The 19914-nt window shown below is 69.1% G+C and carries 19 protein-coding genes and 1 riboswitch; of the genes, 9 read left to right on the forward strand and 10 right to left on the reverse strand.

What is annotated here, in order from left to right:
- Positions 1-163: 163 nt before the first annotated feature.
- From L5G28_RS05970 to L5G28_RS05980, 3 genes are all read right to left on the reverse strand, one after another.
- Positions 164-784: a transglycosylase family protein gene (locus L5G28_RS05970; RefSeq protein WP_236996103.1), complete on the reverse strand. Its 621-nt coding sequence runs from the start codon at positions 782-784 to the stop codon at positions 164-166.
- A 4-nt stretch (positions 785-788) separates the two neighbouring features.
- Positions 789-976: riboswitch (cyclic di-AMP (ydaO/yuaA leader) on the reverse strand.
- A gap of 272 nt (positions 977-1248) precedes the next feature.
- Positions 1249-1767 (reverse strand): flavin reductase family protein, encoded by a 519-nt coding sequence (locus tag L5G28_RS05975; protein ID WP_237000733.1) that lies wholly within the window; start codon positions 1765-1767, stop codon positions 1249-1251.
- The gene (locus L5G28_RS05980; protein WP_236996105.1) at positions 1764-1973 is read right to left on the reverse strand and encodes a hypothetical protein; all 210 of its coding nucleotides are present in this window, start codon (positions 1971-1973) and stop codon (positions 1764-1766) included. The genes L5G28_RS05975 and L5G28_RS05980 overlap by 4 nt, the downstream gene beginning before the upstream one ends.
- 119 nt (positions 1974-2092) lie before the next feature.
- Between L5G28_RS05980 and L5G28_RS05985 the strand changes: the two genes are divergently transcribed.
- Positions 2093-2515 carry a cold-shock protein gene (locus L5G28_RS05985; protein WP_236996623.1) on the forward strand — a complete coding sequence of 141 codons (423 nt, stop codon included), beginning with the start codon at positions 2093-2095 and terminating at the stop codon, positions 2513-2515.
- An 87-nt stretch (positions 2516-2602) separates the two neighbouring features.
- On the opposite strand, the gene L5G28_RS05990 is transcribed toward L5G28_RS05985, so the two are convergent.
- Positions 2603-3196, reverse strand: coding sequence for a DUF2771 family protein (locus L5G28_RS05990; RefSeq protein ID WP_237000734.1), 594 nt, complete (start codon positions 3194-3196; stop codon positions 2603-2605).
- A gap of 87 nt (positions 3197-3283) precedes the next feature.
- A complete protein-coding gene (locus L5G28_RS05995) occupies positions 3284-5200 on the reverse strand; it encodes an MFS transporter (protein WP_237000735.1) in 1917 nt (638 codons plus the stop codon).
- 89 nt (positions 5201-5289) lie between these two features.
- Here L5G28_RS05995 and L5G28_RS06000 point away from each other — a divergent pair, with 89 nt between their 5' ends.
- From L5G28_RS06000 to L5G28_RS06015, 4 genes are read left to right on the forward strand one after another with little or no spacing between them, the layout of a single operon-like run.
- The gene (locus tag L5G28_RS06000; RefSeq protein ID WP_236996109.1) at positions 5290-6075 is read left to right on the forward strand and encodes a DUF3027 domain-containing protein; all 786 of its coding nucleotides are present in this window, start codon (positions 5290-5292) and stop codon (positions 6073-6075) included.
- Positions 6056-8827 (forward strand): sacsin N-terminal ATP-binding-like domain-containing protein, encoded by a 2772-nt coding sequence (locus tag L5G28_RS06005; RefSeq protein WP_237000736.1) that lies wholly within the window; start codon positions 6056-6058, stop codon positions 8825-8827. Before L5G28_RS06000 ends, L5G28_RS06005 begins: the two co-directional genes overlap by 20 nt.
- Positions 8828-8881: 54 nt before the next feature.
- On the forward strand, positions 8882-10021 hold the full coding sequence (locus tag L5G28_RS06010) for an acyl-CoA dehydrogenase family protein (RefSeq protein ID WP_237000737.1): 1140 nt from the start codon (positions 8882-8884) through the stop codon (positions 10019-10021).
- A gap of 13 nt (positions 10022-10034) precedes the next feature.
- Positions 10035-10631 (forward strand): phosphatase PAP2 family protein, encoded by a 597-nt coding sequence (locus L5G28_RS06015; protein ID WP_237000738.1) that lies wholly within the window; start codon positions 10035-10037, stop codon positions 10629-10631.
- On the opposite strand, the gene L5G28_RS06020 is transcribed toward L5G28_RS06015, so the two are convergent.
- Positions 10613-10861 carry a DUF2530 domain-containing protein gene (locus L5G28_RS06020; RefSeq protein ID WP_236996113.1) on the reverse strand — a complete coding sequence of 83 codons (249 nt, stop codon included), beginning with the start codon at positions 10859-10861 and terminating at the stop codon, positions 10613-10615. The two genes, L5G28_RS06015 and L5G28_RS06020, sit on opposite strands and share 19 nt — an antisense overlap.
- A gap of 76 nt (positions 10862-10937) precedes the next feature.
- On the opposite strand from L5G28_RS06020, the gene L5G28_RS06025 reads away from it, so the two are divergent.
- Positions 10938-12395 (forward strand): NCS2 family permease, encoded by a 1458-nt coding sequence (locus L5G28_RS06025; RefSeq protein ID WP_237000739.1) that lies wholly within the window; start codon positions 10938-10940, stop codon positions 12393-12395.
- Between the two features lie 16 nt (positions 12396-12411).
- Here the strand turns inward: L5G28_RS06025 and L5G28_RS06030 are convergent, their stop codons facing one another.
- Positions 12412-13638: a GNAT family N-acetyltransferase gene (locus tag L5G28_RS06030; protein WP_372477181.1), complete on the reverse strand. Its 1227-nt coding sequence runs from the start codon at positions 13636-13638 to the stop codon at positions 12412-12414.
- A 40-nt stretch (positions 13639-13678) separates the two neighbouring features.
- On the opposite strand from L5G28_RS06030, the gene L5G28_RS06035 reads away from it, so the two are divergent.
- Complete coding sequence (locus L5G28_RS06035; protein WP_237000740.1) at positions 13679-14524, forward strand: TrmH family RNA methyltransferase; 846 nt, start codon at positions 13679-13681, stop codon at positions 14522-14524.
- Between the two features lie 27 nt (positions 14525-14551).
- Here the strand turns inward: L5G28_RS06035 and L5G28_RS06040 are convergent, their stop codons facing one another.
- The 3 genes from L5G28_RS06040 to serC form a co-directional block, all read right to left on the reverse strand.
- The gene (locus L5G28_RS06040) at positions 14552-15430 is read right to left on the reverse strand and encodes a DUF6928 family protein (protein ID WP_237000741.1); all 879 of its coding nucleotides are present in this window, start codon (positions 15428-15430) and stop codon (positions 14552-14554) included.
- Positions 15431-16303 (reverse strand): septation protein SepH, encoded by an 873-nt coding sequence (sepH, locus tag L5G28_RS06045; protein ID WP_237000742.1) that lies wholly within the window; start codon positions 16301-16303, stop codon positions 15431-15433.
- 122 nt (positions 16304-16425) lie between these two features.
- Positions 16426-17577: a phosphoserine transaminase gene (serC, locus tag L5G28_RS06050; protein WP_237000743.1), complete on the reverse strand. Its 1152-nt coding sequence runs from the start codon at positions 17575-17577 to the stop codon at positions 16426-16428.
- A 393-nt stretch (positions 17578-17970) separates the two neighbouring features.
- Here serC and pdxH point away from each other — a divergent pair, with 393 nt between their 5' ends.
- Together pdxH and L5G28_RS06060 are read left to right on the forward strand one after the other, a co-directional pair.
- Positions 17971-18630 carry a pyridoxamine 5'-phosphate oxidase gene (gene pdxH / locus L5G28_RS06055; protein ID WP_237001265.1) on the forward strand — a complete coding sequence of 220 codons (660 nt, stop codon included), beginning with the start codon at positions 17971-17973 and terminating at the stop codon, positions 18628-18630.
- Positions 18630-19913 carry an MFS transporter gene (locus L5G28_RS06060; protein WP_236996627.1) on the forward strand — a complete coding sequence of 428 codons (1284 nt, stop codon included), beginning with the start codon at positions 18630-18632 and terminating at the stop codon, positions 19911-19913. The genes pdxH and L5G28_RS06060 overlap by 1 nt, the downstream gene beginning before the upstream one ends.
- Position 19914 lies beyond the last annotated feature (1 nt).

A 19914-nucleotide genomic window follows, 5' to 3' on the forward strand; every position in this document is an offset into this window, starting at 1 on the left:
GCCATGTCGACGCCGGGAAGGCCCGCAGACCCTCGGTTTCTCGCGGGAGCGCCCTCGGTTTCTCTCGGAGCACCCTCGGTTTCTCGCGGAGCACACCGTGGGCGCGACGACGAAGGCCCCCGCTCGGTGAGCGGAGGCCGTCATCGGAAAGATCTGGTTCAGATCAGAACGGGAGCAGGTGCTTGTTCTGGTTGAACAGCTTGACCTGGTCCGGGGTCAGCTCGTAGCCGCTGTCCTTGGCGGCCTTCCAAGCGTTGCGGACCTCGGGGCTGACGTTGGCGTCGGCGAGCTCGTCGTCGACCTGGCCCTTGACGTCATCGCTGGTCTTGGCTTCGGTGCCGGTCTTGTCCTGCTTGTTCGGCGCCTCGGGGGCTGCCTTCTGCGGGGTGGCGGGAGCGGTGCGCTGCGTCGGGCCCGAGAGGACGCCGCCGCAGGTCGGCCATGCGCCGTTGCCCTGCGAGGCGAGGACGCGCTCGCCGACGGCGATCTGCTGGTCACGGGTCGCCTGATCGGCGGTCGGAGCGTACTGGGTGCCGCCGTGTGCGGCCCAGGTGCTCGGGCTGAACTGGAGGCCACCGTGGTAGCCGTTACCGGTGTTGATCGACCAGTTGCCGCCCGACTCGCACTGCGCGACCTGGTTCCACTCGGAGTCGGTCGCGGCGGAGGCCTGGCCGCCGCCGAGAAGTGCGGCGCCGCCGCCGATGCCGCCGAGGACGACGGAGGTCGCAGCGATCTTGGCGAAAGTCTTGGTGTTGGTCGTCTGCTTGGCGTGACGTCCGGACATGTGTTTTTCCTCTCTCCACGCGCCTACGAGGTGAGCTGTCGGGTTCGGGCGAGAGGTGCCCGGTCTCGATGTTCGGCTGGTAGCCGACGCCAGAGACTTAACCCCAAGGCGGTCGATCGCTCGTCCGCCGGGTCTCACGGGGAGATGGTGGGTCCCCCGTCCTCGCTCCTGAATGTTCGTCATGCGGTCTCTTTCAGCGGAGCGAGGCTTGGCGCGGCAGAAAGAGGCTGTTCGGTTCGGTTGTCGATCACCTGGTGGATGACCGCCCTGAACACTACGGCCGAGTAGGCCTCGATTTCATCGTCTTGCGCTCGGTGATTTTCATGCCGCGAAAGGCGCGTTTCGGACGCGGTGGCGCGTCTGTGCAGTTCACGCCACTGGTACCCGGTCCGTGTCCGGTTCGTTATAAGGTCGTTATGTGACAAGGATCACGTCCAGATTGAGACGCGGAGCACGTCGATCGCTCAGGATTGTGCCCGACGTGCCTCGAGGGCGCGGAACGTCGAGGCGTGGAACACCAGCGGATCGACGCTCGGGTCGCTGCGCAACGCATGGATCTGGAGCAGGACGACGAGATGGTCGCCCGCCGGGACCTCCTGTAGCACGGAACACTCGAGTTGAGCTGCCGCGCCGGCGATGAACAGGGCGCCGGAGTCGGTCGACGACCGGTGGACGTCATCGAATCGTGATTCGGGCGGCCCGGCCAGCCGGCGGCACGCATCACCCTGATGAGAGGCGAAGACGCTCACGCCCAGACGGTCGGCGGTCACCAGCCGAGGCCACGTCGTCGAACCGTCGCGCACGCACACCGACACCAACGGCGGGTCGAGAGAGACTGTGGTGAACGAGCTCGCCGACATGCCGATGTCGTCGCCGTCCGATGTGCGACGACAGACCGCGACGACTCCCGTCGGGAAGCAGCTGTACGCCTGCTTGAGGGCCCCGTGGTCGGACACCGAGACCAGCGGCGTCGTACCGGTCACCGGCTGCGCCTGCCGGACAGCAGAGCGAAGACCAGGCCGAGGACGAATCCGAGGGGGGCACACAGTGCGAGCAGGTACACGGTCACCACGACCGCTTGATTGCTGTCGCGGACAGCGGGCAGCAGAAGCGCCAACGATGCGATCATGCCGACGGCGAACAGCACCACGGCCACCATCAGCAGGCGAGAGGACTTGTGGGTCTGCATGCAGTCCACGGTAATCCAGGCGGTAGAATCGGACACCACGCGCCTCGCGTCGCACTGCCAGCGGCTCCGGAGGCGCATACGTGATTCTTAGGCAGATGAACGAGTTGAGGGTGAGTGCTGTGCCAAGCGGCCGAGTGAAGTGGTACGACGCCGACAAGGGCTTCGGATTCCTGTCGCAGGACGACGGCGAGGACGTGTACGTCCGCGCGTCGGCGCTCGGGGACGACGCCCCCGAACTGAAGGCCGGTCAGCGAGTCGAGTTCGACATGGCAGCCGGACGACGCGGCCCGCAGGCGCTGCGCGTCACGGTGCTCGAACCCGCGCCGAGCGTCGTCAAGAACACCCGTGAGGCTCGTCGCGAGAAGCGTCCGGACGTCAAGCGGATGAGCCCCGACGAGTTGCACGGCGTGGTCGCCGATCTGATCACCCTGCTCGAGGGCACGGTGCAACCGGGCCTGCGCAACGGCCGGTACCCGGACCGCAAGACGGCCCAACGGATCTCCGAGGTGGTGCGCGGCGTCACCCGCGAGTTGGACCGCTGAGTCACACCGGGCAGCACACGACAGACCAGAACGACCCCGTCCTCGGACGGGGTCGTTCTGTGTTCGCCGGACGGGCGGGACCGCCGGTCAGTTGCGGCGGTCCGCCAACTCGGTGCTGTTCGGGATCGTGAACCCATCGGGGACGGTGTCGATCGTGTATGTCCCGCGCATCAGGATGGAGCCGTCGAGCGAGTCCATCCCGTCGGGTGCGTCCTGCAGGACGGTCGACACCGACCACACCTGGATGCCCAACAGGACGGCGTCCGGGCGGCTGACGAACTTCTTCGTGAACGTGCTCTCGGAGGGTTCGACGTCGAAGACGCGGTACGTGCCCCGCGGCGTCGCGTACTGCGCGATCGCCATCCACGGCCCGTCGGCGACCTCGTGCGGCACCGAGACCAGAACAGTGCTGCCGACCGGGGCGGGCGCGCGCTGCACGTTCACCGGAAGCTGCTGTACGCGACGGGGATCGGCCGGTCGGCAGTCGGTCATGTCGATCTCGCACCAGTAGTCCGGCTCGGCTCGCACCAGCTCGTCGCCCGCCTGCACCGACACCGTCGGCAGCGGGTCCGAGTTGTCGGTCACCACCAGGACGGTGGTGAGAGCGGCGATGGCGACGACCACGACGGCGACTGCCGCAGTGAGCTTCGCCAGCACCTTCTTGTCTCCGGGTTGCAGCACGAGTGAATCCTTCGTCGATCGGTGGGGCTGGCGGCTATTGGGGTGGCGGCTATGGGGGGGGCTGACGGGATTGGGAGCTGGGGACTGTCAGCGAGTGGTGCGACGGGTCGGCGCGGCGCTCGGCGGCGGCGGACCCTGCGCGGCGAACGGGACGGTCGGCGCGGCGTGGTCAGGTCGACGACCGCCGACCCCGGGCACCAGGGTGGAGCCCCGGCTGGTCAGCAGGGTCTGGACGAAGCCGATGCCGACGAGGGCGGCGACGACGGTGAAGCCGATCCAGATGTCCGTGGGCAGCACCACGCCGAGACTGGCTCCGAGGACCCAGCACAACTGCAGGACGGTCTCCGAGCGGCCGAACGCCGATGCCCGCGACTCGTCGGGCAGATCGTTCTGGATCGACGAGTCCATGCACACCTTCGCGATGGCGCTCGTGGCCGAACCGGTGAAGCCCGCGACAACGACTAGGAGCAGCGAGCCGAAGATCGCGGCGAGCACGCATGCGACGAAGGTGGCGGCGGTCGCCAAGATCACGATCCGGGTCGGATTCTTGAGTTCGATCCGGGTGCCGAGTCCGTTGCCGACGAAGTTTCCGACACCGGCGGCCGCGCCGACGGCGCCGAGCATCAACATCTGCTGCCAGCCGGACGTGTCGGGCTGGGCCTTCGCGTAGAACGCGATGTACAGCGTCAGGAATCCGGTGAGGATGCGGATCGTGCCGTTGCCCCAGAGGCCGACGATCACGGTGCGGCCGAGCGGCTGCCGCATCTTGCTGGCCAGCTCGCGGGAGAAGCTGCCTCCCTTCGACGGCGCGGCCTCCTCGGCCGTCGGATCGCCGCGGTAGGTGAGCGTGGTCGGGACTTCGCCCTCGGTGACCTCGACCCACGAGGGAATCTTCATGCAGAAGTAGGCGCCCGCTGCGGCCACCAGACAGAGCCAGATCATTGCGCCGGGAACGTGGAACGGCAGTGTCTTCGCGAGGAGGATCTCCAAGAGGCCTGCGATCGCTCCGCCGACCATGGTGCCCGCCACCAGGCCGAACACGGTCAGACGGGAGTTGACGCGCACCAGGTCGATGGACGGTGGCAGCACGCGCGGCGCGACCGCCGATTTGAGGACGCCGAACGATTTCGACAGGACCAGCAAACCGAGTGCGCACGGATAGAGCACCCACGGTTTGTATTCGACCTGCATCGTGTCCGAGTTCCACGACGAGTTGACGATGATCAGCAGTCCCAACACGACACGGAGTCCGAAGGTCGTCGCCATCGCGATCCGCCGACCGTGCTGTAACCGGTCCAGGATCGGGCCGATGAGCGGTGCGATGAACGCGAACGGGGCGATCGTGATCGCCAGGTACAGTCCGACGCTGACCTTCGACTCGCTGGTCGCCGCCGCGAAGAACAACGTGTTGGCGAGGGCGATCGCCATCGCGGCGTCGGCCGCGGTGTTCGCGATCACCGGGAGGGTGAGCGCGGTCAACCCTGAACGGTCGGCGCCGTCGGCCGTCGCGGCGCGGTGCACCATCTTGGCGCCCAACGAGGTGAAGTACTTGGACCGGCGCGCCATCACGCGGACGACGGTCACCTTCTCCGGTGGCACGTACTCGGCGTCGCCGGCGAGTCGCTTCCGGCGCTTGCCCGACTTCGCGTCGATCGCCTCGGTCTGCGCGTCGTACGCGTCGTTCTGCGGCGGCAGCGGTGGCAGATGCGGATTGTGTGTGCGCGGCGGCAGATACGCCCCGCTCGCCGGGCGCGCCTGGTCGTGTCGCGGGTCGCGCCGCGAGTCGTCGTACGCGGGATCGCCGTTCGACCCGGGAGCGTCGAACCGGCGCGTCGGGGTGCGGCGCGGTCGGCGAGGGCTGTCGGCGGGGTAGTTGGTCTGCCCCGGATGCGGGGCAGGGCGACGGGGCCGTCGGGCCTGCGCGTCCCCGCTGCGCTGCGTCTCCTGAGGAGGGCGCGGGCGACCGCCTGGCCCGCGGTCGTCACGAGATCCACGGGTGTTCACACCCTCGATTGTTCCTCATCGGTGAGACAACGCGACGCAGGGACGTGCCTGACGTGCGTCGAGGGGGCCGACTATTGCACACTGGACAGGTGAGTGTTGCTATCTCTTCGCCCCGACTCGTCGACGCTGTCGACGTCGCCCGCGCTGCCCTGGTCGCCGAGGGCGAACAGCCCGGCGCCCATACCGGGGTGACCGCGGAAGGCGATTACGCCGCCGCGCACTACTTCGACGCGCAGCTCACCGGCTACCGAGGCTGGCAGTGGTGCGTCGTCGTCGCCGGTGCGCCGGAGTCGTCGGAGGTCACCGTCAGCGAGGTGGCGCTCCTGCCTGCCGGTGACGCTTTGCTGGCACCCGACTGGGTCCCGTGGGTGCAGCGCGTGGCGCCGGGCGACCTGGGGCCCGGTGATCTGCTCGCCGCCCCCGCCGACGATCCGCGTCTGGTCCCCGGGCAGGTCGACACGCAGGACGTGAGCCTGCTCGACGCCGACGAGGTCGGCCAGGTGTCGGCGGAGATCGGGCTCGGACGCGAACGGCTCCTGTCGCTCGAAGGCCGGGCCGACGCCGCCCAGCGCTGGTACGACGGTGACTTCGGTCCGGCGTCGCCGATGGCGCGGAACGCGCGTCACGCGTGCGGCACCTGCGGCTTCTACCTACCGGTCGCCGGAGCGCTGCACTCCGGATTCGGGGTGTGCGCCAACGAGTTCTCCGCTGACGGGCACGTGGTCTCCGCCGAGTACGGCTGCGGCGCCCACTCGGACGTGAAGGCGCCGTCGGGCAGCGGAAGCCCCGCGTACGACGCGTTCGACGACGGCGCCATCGAAGTGGTCGCCCGACCTGCCGAGTCCGTCGGATCCGATGGCCCGGCCGACTCCTGACCCTTTCGGAACCGCCGAGCTGCGCGCGGCGACCCTGCAGACGTGGCGGTCGTCGCACACGCGGATGGCCGAGGACGCCGCGGCCGAACGCGAACTGTCCGACATCGGGTACCGCGGACGTCTCCTGACCGAACTGGCCGCCAACGCCGCGGACGCCGCCGTCGACGGCGACGGGCACCTGTCGATCACCCGCGACGGCACCGTGCTGCGCTTCGCGAACACCGGGGTTCCGCTGACCCGCGACGGAGTGGAATCGCTCACTGCGCTACGCGTCTCGCCGAAACCGTCACTGGGCGGGCAGACCGTCGGCCACTTCGGCGTCGGCTTCCGGTCGACGGCTTTCGCCGACCGAGTGACGGTCGCGTCGACCAGCGGTTCCATCGAGTTCGACCGGCAGCGCAGCGCCGCCGAGATCGGCTCAGACGAGGTGCCTGCGCAACGCCTCGCCTGGCCGTCCGACGCGGTGCCGCCGGCGGGTTTCACCACCCAGGTGTCGGTCGATGCGGGCGCCGCCGCGGCGGCCCTCTACGCCGGGTTCGCCGAACAGGTGCCGGATTTGCTGCTCGAACTGCCCGCGCTGAGCCGGATCGATGTCGGCGGCGAGTCATTCCAGAGGCAGACGGACGGTGACTGGATCGACATCGTCCGGAACGGCGAGGCCCTCGCGCGATGGCTGGTCGCGCGCGCCGGATCGACCAGCTGGATGGTCCCGACGCGACTGGACGCGGACGGCCGCATCGTTCCGCTCGACGGCGACGTCCTGCGCAGTCCCACCGCGACCGCCGTCCGGCTCGCGCTGCCCGCACGCGTCATCACCCACCTCCCGTTGACGCCGGACCGTCGAGATGTGCACCCCGACGCGGACGTCTCGTCGGCCGCCGCAGGCTATACCGAGCTCGTCGCGTTGGCGCCGATCGATCAGCGGCACCACCTGATCCCGCGGCCGACCCTCCCCGCGGGACGGACCGCCGCACGGCTGCACGAGCAGGTCATCGCCGACCTGCGGGTCGCGCGGTGGGCGGCGACGGCGGGCGGCGACGCGCTCGCTCCTGAACGTGCGTGGGTGCTGCCCGGACTGTCCGACGGTCTCGGCTCGGTTCTGGCCGATGTCCTCGACCCGCTCGCGCATCCCGACCTCTCCCACCCGGCGGGTGCGTCGGCCCTCGTCCGGTCAGGGGCCCGACAGATCGGTCTCGCCGACCTCGCCGACGAACTGTCCGCCGTGCAGCGGGAGCCGTCGTGGTGGCGGAGTCTGTACGCCGAGCTCGCGGTGCTGGTGCAGACCGGCGACGACGCGGCCGAACTCGGCGCGCTGCCGATCCCGCGCGCAGACGGTCGGACGCATCGAGGCGCGCGCGGTTTGTTCGTCCTCGACGAACTCGTCCACGCGACCGGCCGGGTGCAGCCCCCGGACTGGCTGCCGCTCGTGCATCCCGACGCATACGACCCACTGCTCGACCGGCTCGGTCTGGAACACTGCGGGGTCGCCGACGCGCTCGCCGACCCGGCGCTGCGCGCGGCGATCGACACCGCGGACACTCACGATGAGTTGTCGGCAGCGGTCCTGGACTTGATCGTCCTCGGCGACCTCGACGACGTATCCGGTCTCGGTGCGCTCGAACTGCGCGCCGACGACGGCGAGGACTGGCCGGCCGACGAGCTCCTGCTGCCCGACGCTCCACTGCGCGCGGTGCTCGTCGCCGACTCGCCGTTCGGCACCCTCGACCAGTCGGTCGTCGACCGCTACGGGCCGAAGGCGTTGCGCGCGTTGGGTGTCGGCTGGGGGTTCGCCGTCGTCCACGACGATCTGGCGACCGGGCCCGACCACGATCTGCCCGACGAAGAACAGTGGTGGGACACCCACGACGTGCCGCCGGAGACCGTCGACGCGGTCCGCGACCTCGATCTGGTCGACCCGGGCCGGTGGCGTGACGCGCTGGCTCTGCTCGCCGACGAGGCGACCGCCGGGTTGCTCGCGACCGGCTACACACGGTGGTGGCTGCGCCGCTACGCCCAGATCGACGCGACACCGCTGCGGAACCTGCGGACCGTCGACGACACCCGCTTCGCGGGTCTCTTCGACACCGCCGACGATGTGCCGGCCGCCGCGTCGCCGCTGTTCGTCGGCGGGGTAGGAGACTGGTCCGGGCCGGACGACACCGACGACGCGCAGTTCTGGCTCGATCGACTCGGCGACCCCGACCGCGCCGTGACACCCGGGGTCGCGGCCCGCGCGCACGCCGCCCTCGTCGCCGCCGTCAGGTCGGGTCGCGTCGACGTCGCCGCACTGGACCCGATCGACCGGGCTCGGACGCTCGCGGGCACCGTGACCGACAGCCCGATCGTCGTCGACCGCTCGTGGTGGGCGCTCGGTGTGCCCGCGGACCGGGCCGTCCTCTCCGGGCCGACCGTCGACGCCGCGGACGCCGAGATCCTCGCGGATGTCCTCGACGCGGACCTCGCGTCTCACGTGTGTCGGGGCGGCCCCGTCAGTGACGGGCTGACCGTCGACGCCGACTCCGCCGAGATCGTCGCGTGGGCCGCGGCCACGGGCCGAGCACTGACCGGGCGCGTCGTCGCGCACCGCCCGCTCACCGTCGCGGTGGTCGTCGACGACGGTGGGGGCAGGGGTGGGCAGGACAGGGCTGGGCAGGATGAGGCTGGGCAGGATGACGGTGGGGTCGAGTACCGCTTCGACGTGCCGCACTGGGTGGACGACGCGGGTACCGTGCACGTGAGCGTCGGGCCCTGACCGGACTCGGTACGGTTGACGCGAGACGACTTGCCCCACAGAAGAGGTTGAGACATGCCGGTTGACCGTCTGCTGCCGTCCGACGAGGCCCATGACCTCATCGACCTGGTGCGCGATGTCGGCGATCGGCTGCTCGAGCCGATCGTCGACGCCCACGAGAAGGCCGAGACCTACCCCGAGGGCGTGTTCGGGGCGTTGGGCGAGGCGGGCCTGCTCGGCCTGCCGTATCCGGAGGAGGACGACGGCGGCGGTCAGCCCTACGAGGTGTATCTGCAAGTCCTGGAAGAACTGTCGAGCCGGTGGGCGTCGGTCGCCGTGGCCGTCAGCGTTCACGGACTCGCGTGCTTCCCGCTGTTCACGTACGGCACCGACGAGCAGAAGCAGCGGTGGCTGCCCGACCTGTTGAACGGTCGGCTGATCGGCGCGTACAGCCTGTCCGAGCCGCAGGCCGGATCGGACGCCGCCGCGGTGGCCTGCCGCGCGAAGGCCGTCGACGGCGGATACTCGGTGACCGGAACCAAGTCGTGGATCACCCACGGCGGCATCGCCGACGTCTACAACGCCTTCGTGCGGACCGGCGAGGGCGCCAAAGGGATCTCCTGCCTGCTGGTCCCGCGCGACACCGACGGACTCGAGTTCGGCCGGCCGGAGGAGAAGATGGGGTTGCACGCGGTGCCGACGACTGCCGCGTCGTACAGCGACGCCTTCGTCGGAGCCGACCGACTTCTCGGCGCGCAGGGGCAGGGCTTGCAGATCGCGTTCTCGGCACTCGACTCGGGCAGGCTCGGCATCGCGGCGTGCGCGACGGGACTCGCGCAGGCGGCACTTGACGCCGCCGTCGACTACGCGAAGGAACGCGAGACGTTCGGCAAGGCGATCATCGACCACCAGGGGCTCTCGTTCCTGCTGGCCGACATGGCTGCGGCCGTCGACTCGGCGCGTGCCACCTATCTCGACGCCGCCCGGCGACGCGACGCGGGCCGCGACTACTCGCGCGCCGCGGCGACCGCGAAACTCGTCGCGACCGACGCCGCGATGAAGGTCACGACCGACGCCGTGCAGGTGCTCGGCGGCAACGGCTACACGCGAGACTTCCGGGTGGAGCGGTTCATGCGCGAAGCCAAGATCATGCAGATCTTCGAAGGCACCAACCAGATCCAGCGACTCGTCATCGGGCGCTCGCTCGCGAAGTAGAGGCTCGACGACGATGAAACCGTTCGGCGTCGACGACACGGTGACCGACTGGATCCTGTCGCACCGAGGCGAGCCGTGGACCTCGTTCATGCAGTTCATCACCGTGTGGGGCGACACCCTCACCTTGACGCTCGTCGTGATCGGGGTCGCCGTCCTCGCCTGGATGGCCGGCCGCATCGACTTCGCGGCGATGATCGTCGCCGGATCGCTGTCCGGGTGGGCGGTGATGGCGTTGCTGAAAGTGATCTTCGCCCGCGACAGACCACCGGTAGACGACCGGCTCATCGAGATCGGCGGCTATTCGTTCCCGTCCGGTCACTCGATGCTCAGCCTCGTCGTCTACGGGCTGGCGGTGATCATCGTGCACCGGTTGTATCCGCGCGTCCGCGAACGCGCCGGGTGGCTGCTGGTCGGCCCGGTGCTGGTGGCGCTCATCGGATTCAGCCGGGTCTACCTGGGCGTGCACTGGCTGAGCGACGTGTTGTTCGGATGGCTGTTCGGGGCGATCTGGGTCACGTTGTGCGTGGCCGTGCACGTGCAGTCCTCGCGTCGCAGGCAAGCCGCGCGTGCCGCACGCCGCACCGGGAAGACTCAGTCGAGCCCTTCTTGAGCGCCGCGTGATCCACGGCGTACCGCTGCCCTCTGGGCGAGCACCAGGATGGTCCCCGCCACGCCGACCAGCAGGCCGACCCAGCACACCGTCAACGCTCGCTCGCCGCCCAGATCGGCTGCCCACACGACGATCGTCGCGACGAGCCAGGCGAGCATTCCGACGACGATCACCGGTTCCGGAGCGCGGAGTCGGGCGGGGAGCTCCGGGATCGGTGTCTCATCGGTCATGGGTTCAGGGTAGCTTTTCTCCCGTGGTGCGCTGACCGCGCATCGGATCGAGCGTGCATGTGCGAAGGGTGAACCGATGACCGATCCCGCTGGGAAGACGACCGGCGTGTTGGACCGCTACTTCAAGATCTCCGAACGAGGGTCGACGTTCTCACGCGAGGTCCGCGGCGGCCTCGTCACCTTCTTCGCGATGGCGTACATCGTCGTGTTGAACCCGATCATCATCGGCGGCAACGCGGCCACCGACACCAACGTCGACGCCTTCGGTCACGCGCTGGACCCCAACCAGGTGACCGCGGTGACGGCGCTCGTCGCAGGCATCATGTCGGTGCTGTTCGGCGTCGTCGCGAACTTCCCGTTCGCGTTCGCCGCGGGCCTGGGCATCAACAGTCTCCTCGCGGTGACGATCGCCCCGCAGATGAGCTGGCCTGCCGCGATGGGACTGGTGGTGCTCGACGGCATCGTCATCGTGATCCTCGGTCTCACCGGGGTGCGGACCGCGGTGTTCAACGCGGTCCCCAACGAGTTGAAGGCGGCGATCGCCGCAGGCATCGGTGCGTTCATCGCGCTCGTCGGCCTCGCCAACGCGGGCTTCGTCACGCACGGCGCCGAGAGCGGACCGCCCGTCCAACTCGGCATCGACGGCTCGATCGCGACCGTCCCGACGCTGCTGTTCTGCATCGGTGTCCTCGTGATGGGCGTGCTCGTCGTGCGGAAGGTGCCCGGCGGTCTGCTGCTGGGCATCGTGATCATGACAATCGTGTCGATCATCGTCGAAGCCGTCCTCGACCTGGATTCCGGCGACCGAGGCGGATGGGCGATGAACGTGCCCGGTATGCCCGACGGCGTCGGCGGTCTGCCCGACCTGTCGCTGGTCGGCGACGTCGACCTGTTCGGCGCGTTCACCGGAGCGTTCGAGCATGTCAGCATCCTGATCGCGTGCGTGTTCCTGTTCACTCTCGTGCTGTCGAACTTCTTCGACGCGATGGGCACGATGACCGGTCTCGGCAAGGAAGCCGGTCTCACCGACAAGGACGGCAACCTGCCGGGCATCGGTAAGGCGCTGGCCGTCGAAGGTGTCGGAGCCGTCGTCGGCGGTGCCGCGTCGTCGTCGTCGAACACGGTGTTCGTCGAATCGTCGTCGGGTATCGCCGAAGGCGCCCGCACCGGCCTCGCGAATGTGGTGAGCGGCGTGTTGTTCCTGGCGGCGATGTTCTTCACCCCGCTGTACACGATCGTTCCGATGGAAGCCGTCGCGCCGGCGCTCATCGTCGTCGGCGCGCTGATGATGGGGCAGGTCCGCGAGATCGACTTCGGCCGCTTCGACTACGCGCTGCCCGCGTTCCTGACGATCGTCGTCATGCCGTTCACCTACTCGATCGCCAACGGTATCGGCGTCGGCTTCATCGCCTGGGTGGTGCTGCAGACCGCGCGCGGCGACATCAAGAAGGTCCACCCGCTGCTCTGGGTCGTCGCCGTCCTGTTCATCGTCTACTTCGCCCGCGGCCCCATCGAGACGCTGATCAACTCGTAGCGCAGACCGCGCGCCCCTAGAAGAAGGTGCCTGCGAACGGAGCGTGCTCGACGTCGAACATGCGGGCCAGGAGGGTGAGGGAGTCGGCGGAGTCGATGTCGATCCGTCCGGCTTCGGCGAACCCGCGTGCGGCGGAGCCGCCGAGATAGAGGCTCGACAGCACGGAGATGTCCATGCTCGCGTTGGGCTCGTCGTCGGTGCGCGATATGTCGGCGGAACCGTCGACGACGCTCAGCCGGTAGCGGCCCGCACGGTCGGAGTAGGCGTCGGCGAGCTCGATGACGAGTGTTCCGTCCTCGGAGTACGTACGCAGCGACAACGCGTCGACGACGTCGAGGATCGACACCCACAGCGTGTCCGGCCGCGCCTGGAGCTCAACCGCGCGCGCATCGGTCAGCAGGTGCGGGAGCGCATCGTCCACCGGGATCGACGCATTGACCGACGAGATCAGGTCGAGGCTCGTCAGCACACGCCACAGGTCGTCGTGCGCCTGCGACGTCACGGCGACGAGGTCGTCGACGAGTGCGGTCCGGTCGCGGGCGTCGATCCGGTACGCGGCGTATCCGTCCGGGTGCAGCAGGTAGTGCAGTCCGGATGTCTGCGAGTTCCGGCGGAAACTTCGGTCCGCCAGTAACGACGGCCACCAGGCGTCCGGCCGTCCGATCGCCCCGCCGCGCGCCGCCGCCCACCGCGCGTGGACGGCGGGCACATGCGTCTCGACCTCTTCGGGTGTGCCATAGCGCACGCGCGAGTCGTCGGGGGCAGGCGTTCGGAACGTCGCCGCCGACGGCGTGACGCTGACCCGGTGCGCGAACGCGGCGGGACCGAATCCGAACCGCTCGTAGATCGTGCCCTCGGTCGCGGTCAGGAGCGCCAGCGGATGTCCGTTGGCGCGCCAGTCGGCGAACTGGCCGTCGATCATCCGGCGCAGCAGCCCACGCCTGCGATGTGTCGCCGACACGGAGACCCACGACAGACCCGCGGTCGACGCGACCGCGCCGCCGGGGAGGGTCAACGGCAGGTCGTAGTACAGCGAGAACGCGACGATCGTCGACGACCCCTCGACGGTCCCGGTGTCGCGGATCAGGTAGGTCGCCTCATCGGGGACCTTGGCGCGGAACTCGGTGATCTCGTCGCGGGGGAGCGGGCTCGGCAGAGCGAACGCGCGGGCGTCCAAGTCGATGATCTCGGGCCAATCGGCGTCGCTCGCGTGCGTCATCGTCAGGTTGTCCACGGTGTCCACTCTGCCATTTTGGGTCTGGTGGCTCAGGTGTGCCACCGTATTGCAGGTGAGCCAGCGTCTAACCGTCGAGGTCATCGACATCACCGATCCCGCCGACGAGCGGGTCGACGACTTCCGTGATCTCAACTCCGTGGACCGTCGACCCGACCTTCCGGCGCTGCCGGGCGGCAGCGTCGGCAAGGCCCTGGTGATCGCCGAAGGCGTCCTCGTCGTCCAACGGATGATCGCATCGCGGTTCTCGCCGCATGCGCTGTTCGGGGTGGACCGTCGCCTCGCCGAACTGTCCGGCGACGTGGTCGAGGGCGCGGGCGGTATTCCGTTCTATCGTGCGTCCAAGGAGGTGATGGCCGAGGTGATCGGCTTCCACCTCAACCGCGGCGTGCTCTCCGCTGCGCGTCGCCCGCAGGCGCTGACGGTGGCGTCGGCGATCTCCTTGGCGCGGACCGTCGCGGTCCTGGAAGGCGTCAACGACCACGAGAACATCGGCAGCGTCTTCCGCAATGCCGCAGGCCTCGGCGTCGACGCGGTGATCTTCGGGCCCGGCTGCGCCGACCCGCTGTACCGGCGCTGCGTCCGCGTCTCGATGGGGCATGCGCTGCTCGTGCCGTTCGCCAGGTCGGACGACTGGGCCGGCGATCTGGAGCGGTTGCGCGGCGACGGCTTCCGCACGATCGCCCTGACACCGGGGGAGGACAGTGTGCCGTTGCGGCAAGCGGTGCAGGGCGAGAAGCTGGCGTTCCTCGTCGGCGCCGAGGGGCCCGGCCTGAAGGAGCACACGATGCGCTCCTGCGACGTTCGCGCGCACATCCCGATGAGCCGGGGCACCGATTCCCTCAACGTCGCGACGGCCGCTGCGGTCGCGTTCTATGAAGCACTGAGTCGCTGATCATCGGGCCGCTGATCAGCGGGCTGGTTACAGGCGCCCGCGGAAACCGAAGTACCGCGAGATCGGGCCGGGCGCCTTCGGCTCCGGAGCTGGTCCGGGCGGTGTCGAGACGGCGAGCGGCATCGTCACCTCCGCGTCGGTGAGCTCAGCCGAGGCGCCCGCGGGGACGCTTGCGAGTTCCTCGGGGACGTCTGCGGGTTCGTCGGCGGCCGACGGCGCAGGCTCTGCCGTCGGCAGCGGCTTCACCTGGGACGCGGGGGTCGCCTCCGCACCCTCGGACAGGATGCGGTACGTGAACACCGGGATGCGGGTCAGCTCGGTGTCGCCGTCGCCCGTCGGCGGGGTGAACCGGAAGCCGAGCCACTGACGGTTCGCCTCCTCGGCCAGCTCTGCGGGATGGAACGGCAGATCCAGTGGGTCGGCTTCGGCGCCGGGCAGGTACTGCAGCGGACGCTCACCCGCCCAGAACGGACTCTCGAACGGGAACGGGACGCCGTGGTCGGAGTGGATCGTGTCGGGTGACGCCGCGAACGCACGCTGCAGCCGTCCGTCCTCCCAGCGTGCGAACACCCCGGTGTTGGACGTCGGGTCCAACGACAGCAGCAGAACCGTCCAGCCCGGTTCCAGCCCGGTCACGAACGTGGTGATCTCGTCGGGCGTCACCGTCGCCAACGATCGGCCCGCCAACACCGCGACGTCACCGAAGTGCGCGGCGAACACCTCATCGTCGTCGGCATCGGCCAGCGTCGACAGGTTCGTGACGGCGGTAGCGGACGGGACGTCGTCGACGTAGGCGCGACGCATCAGGTCGTCGGTGCGGTCCGGGTCGGCGACCGACCCCCGTCGAAGCTGTTCGGCGGGGTCCGGGCAGGCGACGAACCACAATGTGGTGGTGTGGGCGAACAATTACTCTCCGGGGTGACTACGGACGCCCAAAAGGACGTCCTCCCAGGCTGGGACGCTCGGCGTCGCACGTTTTCCGCTGCGATGCCGAGGGCCCTGCCCGTGCTGTTGTTGGTCCCGGCCGCTGCGCTCGGCGGACGGGTCGTCCTCGAACTCCAATTCCAGTGGAGACGACGACTGCTGTTCGATGATCTGGTCCGCGTTCACCGTGACCTGCTCGTGGCCGTCGGGCAGGACCTCGTGCTGCGGCGGCTCGGGCGTCGTCGGCACCACGGACATGACCGAGCGACGGGATGCGCGGGCCAGTTCGGGTTCGGTCAGTTCCACCGCGAGATCGTCCAGCGGCTCGGTGCTACCGCCGTGCGATCCGGGAGTGAACCGCCAGTGCGCGAACTCGTCGCGGCCGTTGCTGGTCCACCCGATCTGGACCACCCACCGGCCGTCGTCGGGGCGCCACGCGTCCCACGATGCCTCGGCCGAGGTGTTGCCGCGCAGAGCCAGGCATTCGGAGACGAGTTCGCCGAGCGTGTTCAGGCTTGGCCCGTCGATCCCCGCCGGGTGCGATGCGCGCGCCAACTCGGCCGCTCGCATGCGTTCCAGGAGTACGGGATGGGCGAACCGATAGATCTTCTCCGGGCGTTCCCCGGTCACGTCGGCGAGTTCGTCGACCGTCGCTCCGGCGCGGACGCGGGCTTGAATCTCACGCGGGCTCAACGTGATGTCCGGCGCGGTCGGGACTTCGGGGGTCGGGACGGCCGGAGTGACGGCCTCGCGCAACACGTCGTCGACCGTCAGAGCGAAGTGGTCGCCGGAGTCGGTGTCGACACAGATCACCGTCCCGTCCGGATCGACGCGCAGCGCCTTCAACTTTCGCACTCGATCGATCCTCCTCTGCGTCCTGACGTACGCGGATACCTGTTCCAGCGTAAGTCACCGCCCGGTCAGACGAGTGATGGACACGCGGAGTTCTCCGCGTGTCCATCCTCTACCGGCCTAGATCAGAGTTTGCCGACCACGTAGTCGATGCACTCGGTCAGCTTCTGGACGTCGGCCGGATCGATGGCCGGGAACATGCCGATGCGCAGTTGGTTGCGGCCGAGCTTGCGGTACGGCTCGGTGTCGACGACGCCGTTGGCGCGCAGCGTCTTCGCGACGGCTGCCGCGTCGACCGAGTCGGCGAAGTCGATGGTGCCGACCACCTGGCTGCGGTGCGCTTCGTCGGCGAACGGCGACGCGTAGTCGCTGGCCTGCGCCCACGAGTAGAGGATGCTGCTCGACTCGGCGGTGCGGCCGGTGCAGAAGTCGAGGCCGCCGTTGGTGTTCATCCACTCGATCTGGTTAGCGAGCAGCAGCAGCGAGCCGACCGCAGGCGTGTTGTACGTCTGGTTCTTGGCGCTGTTGTCGACGGCGGTCGGCAACGACAGGAACTCCGGGCACCAGCGGTCCGACGCCTTGATCTCGTCGACGCGCGCGAGCGCCGCCGGGCTCATGATGGCGATCCAGAGGCCGCCGTCGGACGCGAACGACTTCTGCGGAGCGAAGTAGTAGACGTCGGTCTGCGAGATGTCGACGGGCAGCCCGCCCGCACCCGACGTGGCGTCGATGGCGACCAGGGCGTCGCCCGCGGCCTCGGGGCGGAGCACCGGGACGGCCACACCGGTCGACGTCTCGTTCTGCGCCCAGCCGATGAGGTCGACGGCGGGTCCGTCGCCGCCCGCGACGTCGGCCGCGGTGATCGCGGCCGGATCGGGCGCGGTGCCGGGGTCGGTCGAGATGACCTTCGGGTCGGCCAGGAAGGGGGCCTTCTTGGTGACGGTCGCGAACTTGGACGAGAACTCGCCGTACGTCAGGTTGAGGACGCGCTCACGGACGAGTCCGAACGCCGCGGCATCCCAGAACGCGGTGGTGCCACCGTTGGAGAGCACCACCTCGTAGCCGTCGGGCAGCGAGAACAGGTCGGTCAGGCCGCTGCGGATCGCGCCGACGACGTTCTTGACGGGCGCCTGGCGGTGACTGGTGCCGAACACCGATGCGCCGGTGTCGACCAGCGACTGCAACTGCTCGGGACGGACCTTCGACGGTCCGCAGCCGAAGCGGCCGTCGGCGGGAAGGAGGTCGGCGGGGATGGTGATCGCGGCGTTCTCGGTCATGGTGAGCATCGTAGAACGTCGGGTCGCCTCGAACCGATTCGGTTCGATGAGGATCCGGAGGCTGCGGTATGAACAGAACAGATCGGTCTGCTGCCCCGGCCGCCGGGCAATACTCTCCCGTATATGGACACTCGACCCGAGTATCGGGTCATCTCGACCGCTGACGGGAGACTTCTGCCCGGTCATCGAACCGGTGGCCGGCGGGCCGGAACGCGCCGTGGAACGTCATCGGGATGTGGTGGTCGAGTCCGATCGTGGTCGCACGCACAGATCGCCGACTACATCACCTCGGCTGTCTGTCCGACGGTCTAGTGTGACGCGAATCAGTGGCGCGACACACTAGCGTCAGGAATACCATCAGTTCTCGTGAACGGGCAGGTCGAATTGCAGAACATGCGAGTCGGGTACGGAGCGGCCGACGCGACGGGCCGCGACGGTGTCGCCGAGAACCTCGACGTGGCGTGGTTGACCGGCGATCCGCCGTGGCGCGCCCTGTTCGACGCCTGGCTAGCTGACGCGATCACCGCGGGCGTCACCGAACCGAACGCGATGATCGTTGGCACGGTCGACGCGGACGGTCGACCGGCCACCCGGACAGTCCTCTGCAAAGGCGTGAGCGACGACGGAATCGTCTTCTTCACCGGATACAGCTCCGACAAAGGGCGTGCGCTCGCGACGAATCCGTATGCGTCGGCGACGTTTCCATGGATCGCGATGGAGCGGCAGGTGCACGTCCGGGGGCGCGTGGTCAAGGTGAGCGCCGCGGAGACAGCCGCGTACTGGAGTTCGCGTCCGCGCGGATCGCAGGTGTCGGCGTCGGCGTCCGACCAGTCTCGTCCCATCGTGTCGCGCGCGGCGTTGGAGGCCAAGGCCGCCGGAGTCGCCGCCGACCTCGGCGCCGACCGGCCCGTCCCGGTCCCGGCGGACTGGGGCGGCTACCGGATCGAGCCGGAGGTCGTCGAATTCTGGCAGGGACGCGCCGACCGCCTCCACAATCGGGTGCGTGCGGTGCGTGACGGCGATTCGTGGCGCGTCGACCGTCTGCAACCGTAGTGGCTCGACTCCTCGCCGACACCACGCCGCTGAAGAACAAGAACTTCAGTCGCCTGTGGTGGGCGAACATCGTCACCGTCATCGGCGCGCAGCTGACGGTGGTCGCGGTGCCCGCCCAGATCTACGCGATGACCGGGAGCTCGGCGTACGTCGGGTTGACCGGAGTGTTCGGTCTCGTACCGCTCGTGGTCTTCGGTCTGTGGGGCGGGGCGCTCGCCGACACGTTCGACCGCCGCCGCATCCTGCTCGTCACCACCTTCGGGCTGATCGCGACGGGCGTGCTGTTCTGGGCGCAGGCGGCGGCGGGCTGGAACAATGTGTGGATCCTGCTGGGCGTGTTCTCGCTGCAGCAGGCGTTCTTCGCCGTCAACCAGCCGACGCGTACCGCCGTCCTCCCGCGGATCCTGGAGCAGGAGGATCTCCCGGCGGCGAACTCGTTGAACATGACCGTGATGCAGGCTGGTGCGATCGCCGGCCCGCTGGTCGGCGGCGCGTTGATCCCGGTGCTCGGCTTCTCGCTGCTCTACCTCGTGGACTCGATCTGTCTGCTCGCCACACTGTGGGCGGTGATCGCGTTGCCGTCGCTGCCGCCGGAACTGCCCGAGGGAGTCAGGCCGACGACGCCGGGCCTCAAGTCGGTGATCGACGGCCTCGTCTATTTGAAGACGCAGCCAGTGCTGTTGATGTCGTTCGTCGTCGATCTCATCGCGATGATCTTCGGCATGCCGCGCGCGCTGTTCCCGCAGATGGCGCACGAGGACTTCGGCGGACCGACCGACGGCGGTGTCGCGTTCGCGCTGCTGTTCATCGCGATTCCGCTCGGCGCCGTCGTCGGTGGGGTGCTGTCGGGGTGGGTGTCGCGGGTGCAGCGGCAGGGACGCGCGGTGATCATCTGCATCGTCGTGTGGGGTCTGGCGATCACGGTGTCTGGTGTGTTGCTGCTGTTCGCGAACGGTTCGCCGCTCCCGGTCCTGCCGCTGGTCGTGGTCGCGTTGATGGTCGGCGGCGCCGCCGACATGGCGTCGGCCGCCTTCCGGCAGACGATGCTGCAGTCTGCCGCCAACGACGATGTCCGCGGCCGCTTGCAGGGGGTCTTCACCGTCATCGTCGCCGGTGGTCCGCGCATCGCCGACGTCGCGCACGGTGGGTCCGCCGCAGTCGCGGGCACGGCCGCGACCGTCGCCGGGGGCGGCGTCCTCACCGTGATCGGAACCGTTCTCGCCGCCCTCGCGGTGCCTGCGTTCTGGCGGTACCGGGTGATCGTGCGCGAACGGAAGGCGTGAT

Source organism: Gordonia liuliyuniae (genome assembly GCF_021739025.1).
GTDB lineage: Bacteria > Actinomycetota > Actinomycetes > Mycobacteriales > Mycobacteriaceae > Gordonia > Gordonia liuliyuniae.

Bases quoted from the DNA above. Each gene is read 5' to 3' on its own strand.
- L5G28_RS06020 (WP_236996113.1), bottom strand. From the start codon at position 10,861: ATGACCGATGAGACACCGATCCCGGAGCTCCCCGCCCGACTCCGCGCT.
- L5G28_RS06010 (WP_237000737.1), top strand. From the start codon at position 8,882: ATGCCGGTTGACCGTCTGCTGCCGTCCGACGAGGCCCATGACCTCATC.
- L5G28_RS06025 (WP_237000739.1), top strand. From the start codon at position 10,938: ATGACCGATCCCGCTGGGAAGACGACCGGCGTGTTGGACCGCTACTTC.
- serC (WP_237000743.1), bottom strand. From the start codon at position 17,577: ATGACCGAGAACGCCGCGATCACCATCCCCGCCGACCTCCTTCCCGCC.
- L5G28_RS05980 (WP_236996105.1), bottom strand. From the start codon at position 1,973: ATGCAGACCCACAAGTCCTCTCGCCTGCTGATGGTGGCCGTGGTGCTG.
- L5G28_RS06005 (WP_237000736.1), top strand. From the start codon at position 6,056: ATGGCCCGGCCGACTCCTGACCCTTTCGGAACCGCCGAGCTGCGCGCG.
- L5G28_RS05970 (WP_236996103.1), bottom strand. From the start codon at position 784: ATGTCCGGACGTCACGCCAAGCAGACGACCAACACCAAGACTTTCGCC.
- pdxH (WP_237001265.1), top strand. From the start codon at position 17,971: ATGCGAGTCGGGTACGGAGCGGCCGACGCGACGGGCCGCGACGGTGTC.
- L5G28_RS06015 (WP_237000738.1), top strand. From the start codon at position 10,035: ATGAAACCGTTCGGCGTCGACGACACGGTGACCGACTGGATCCTGTCG.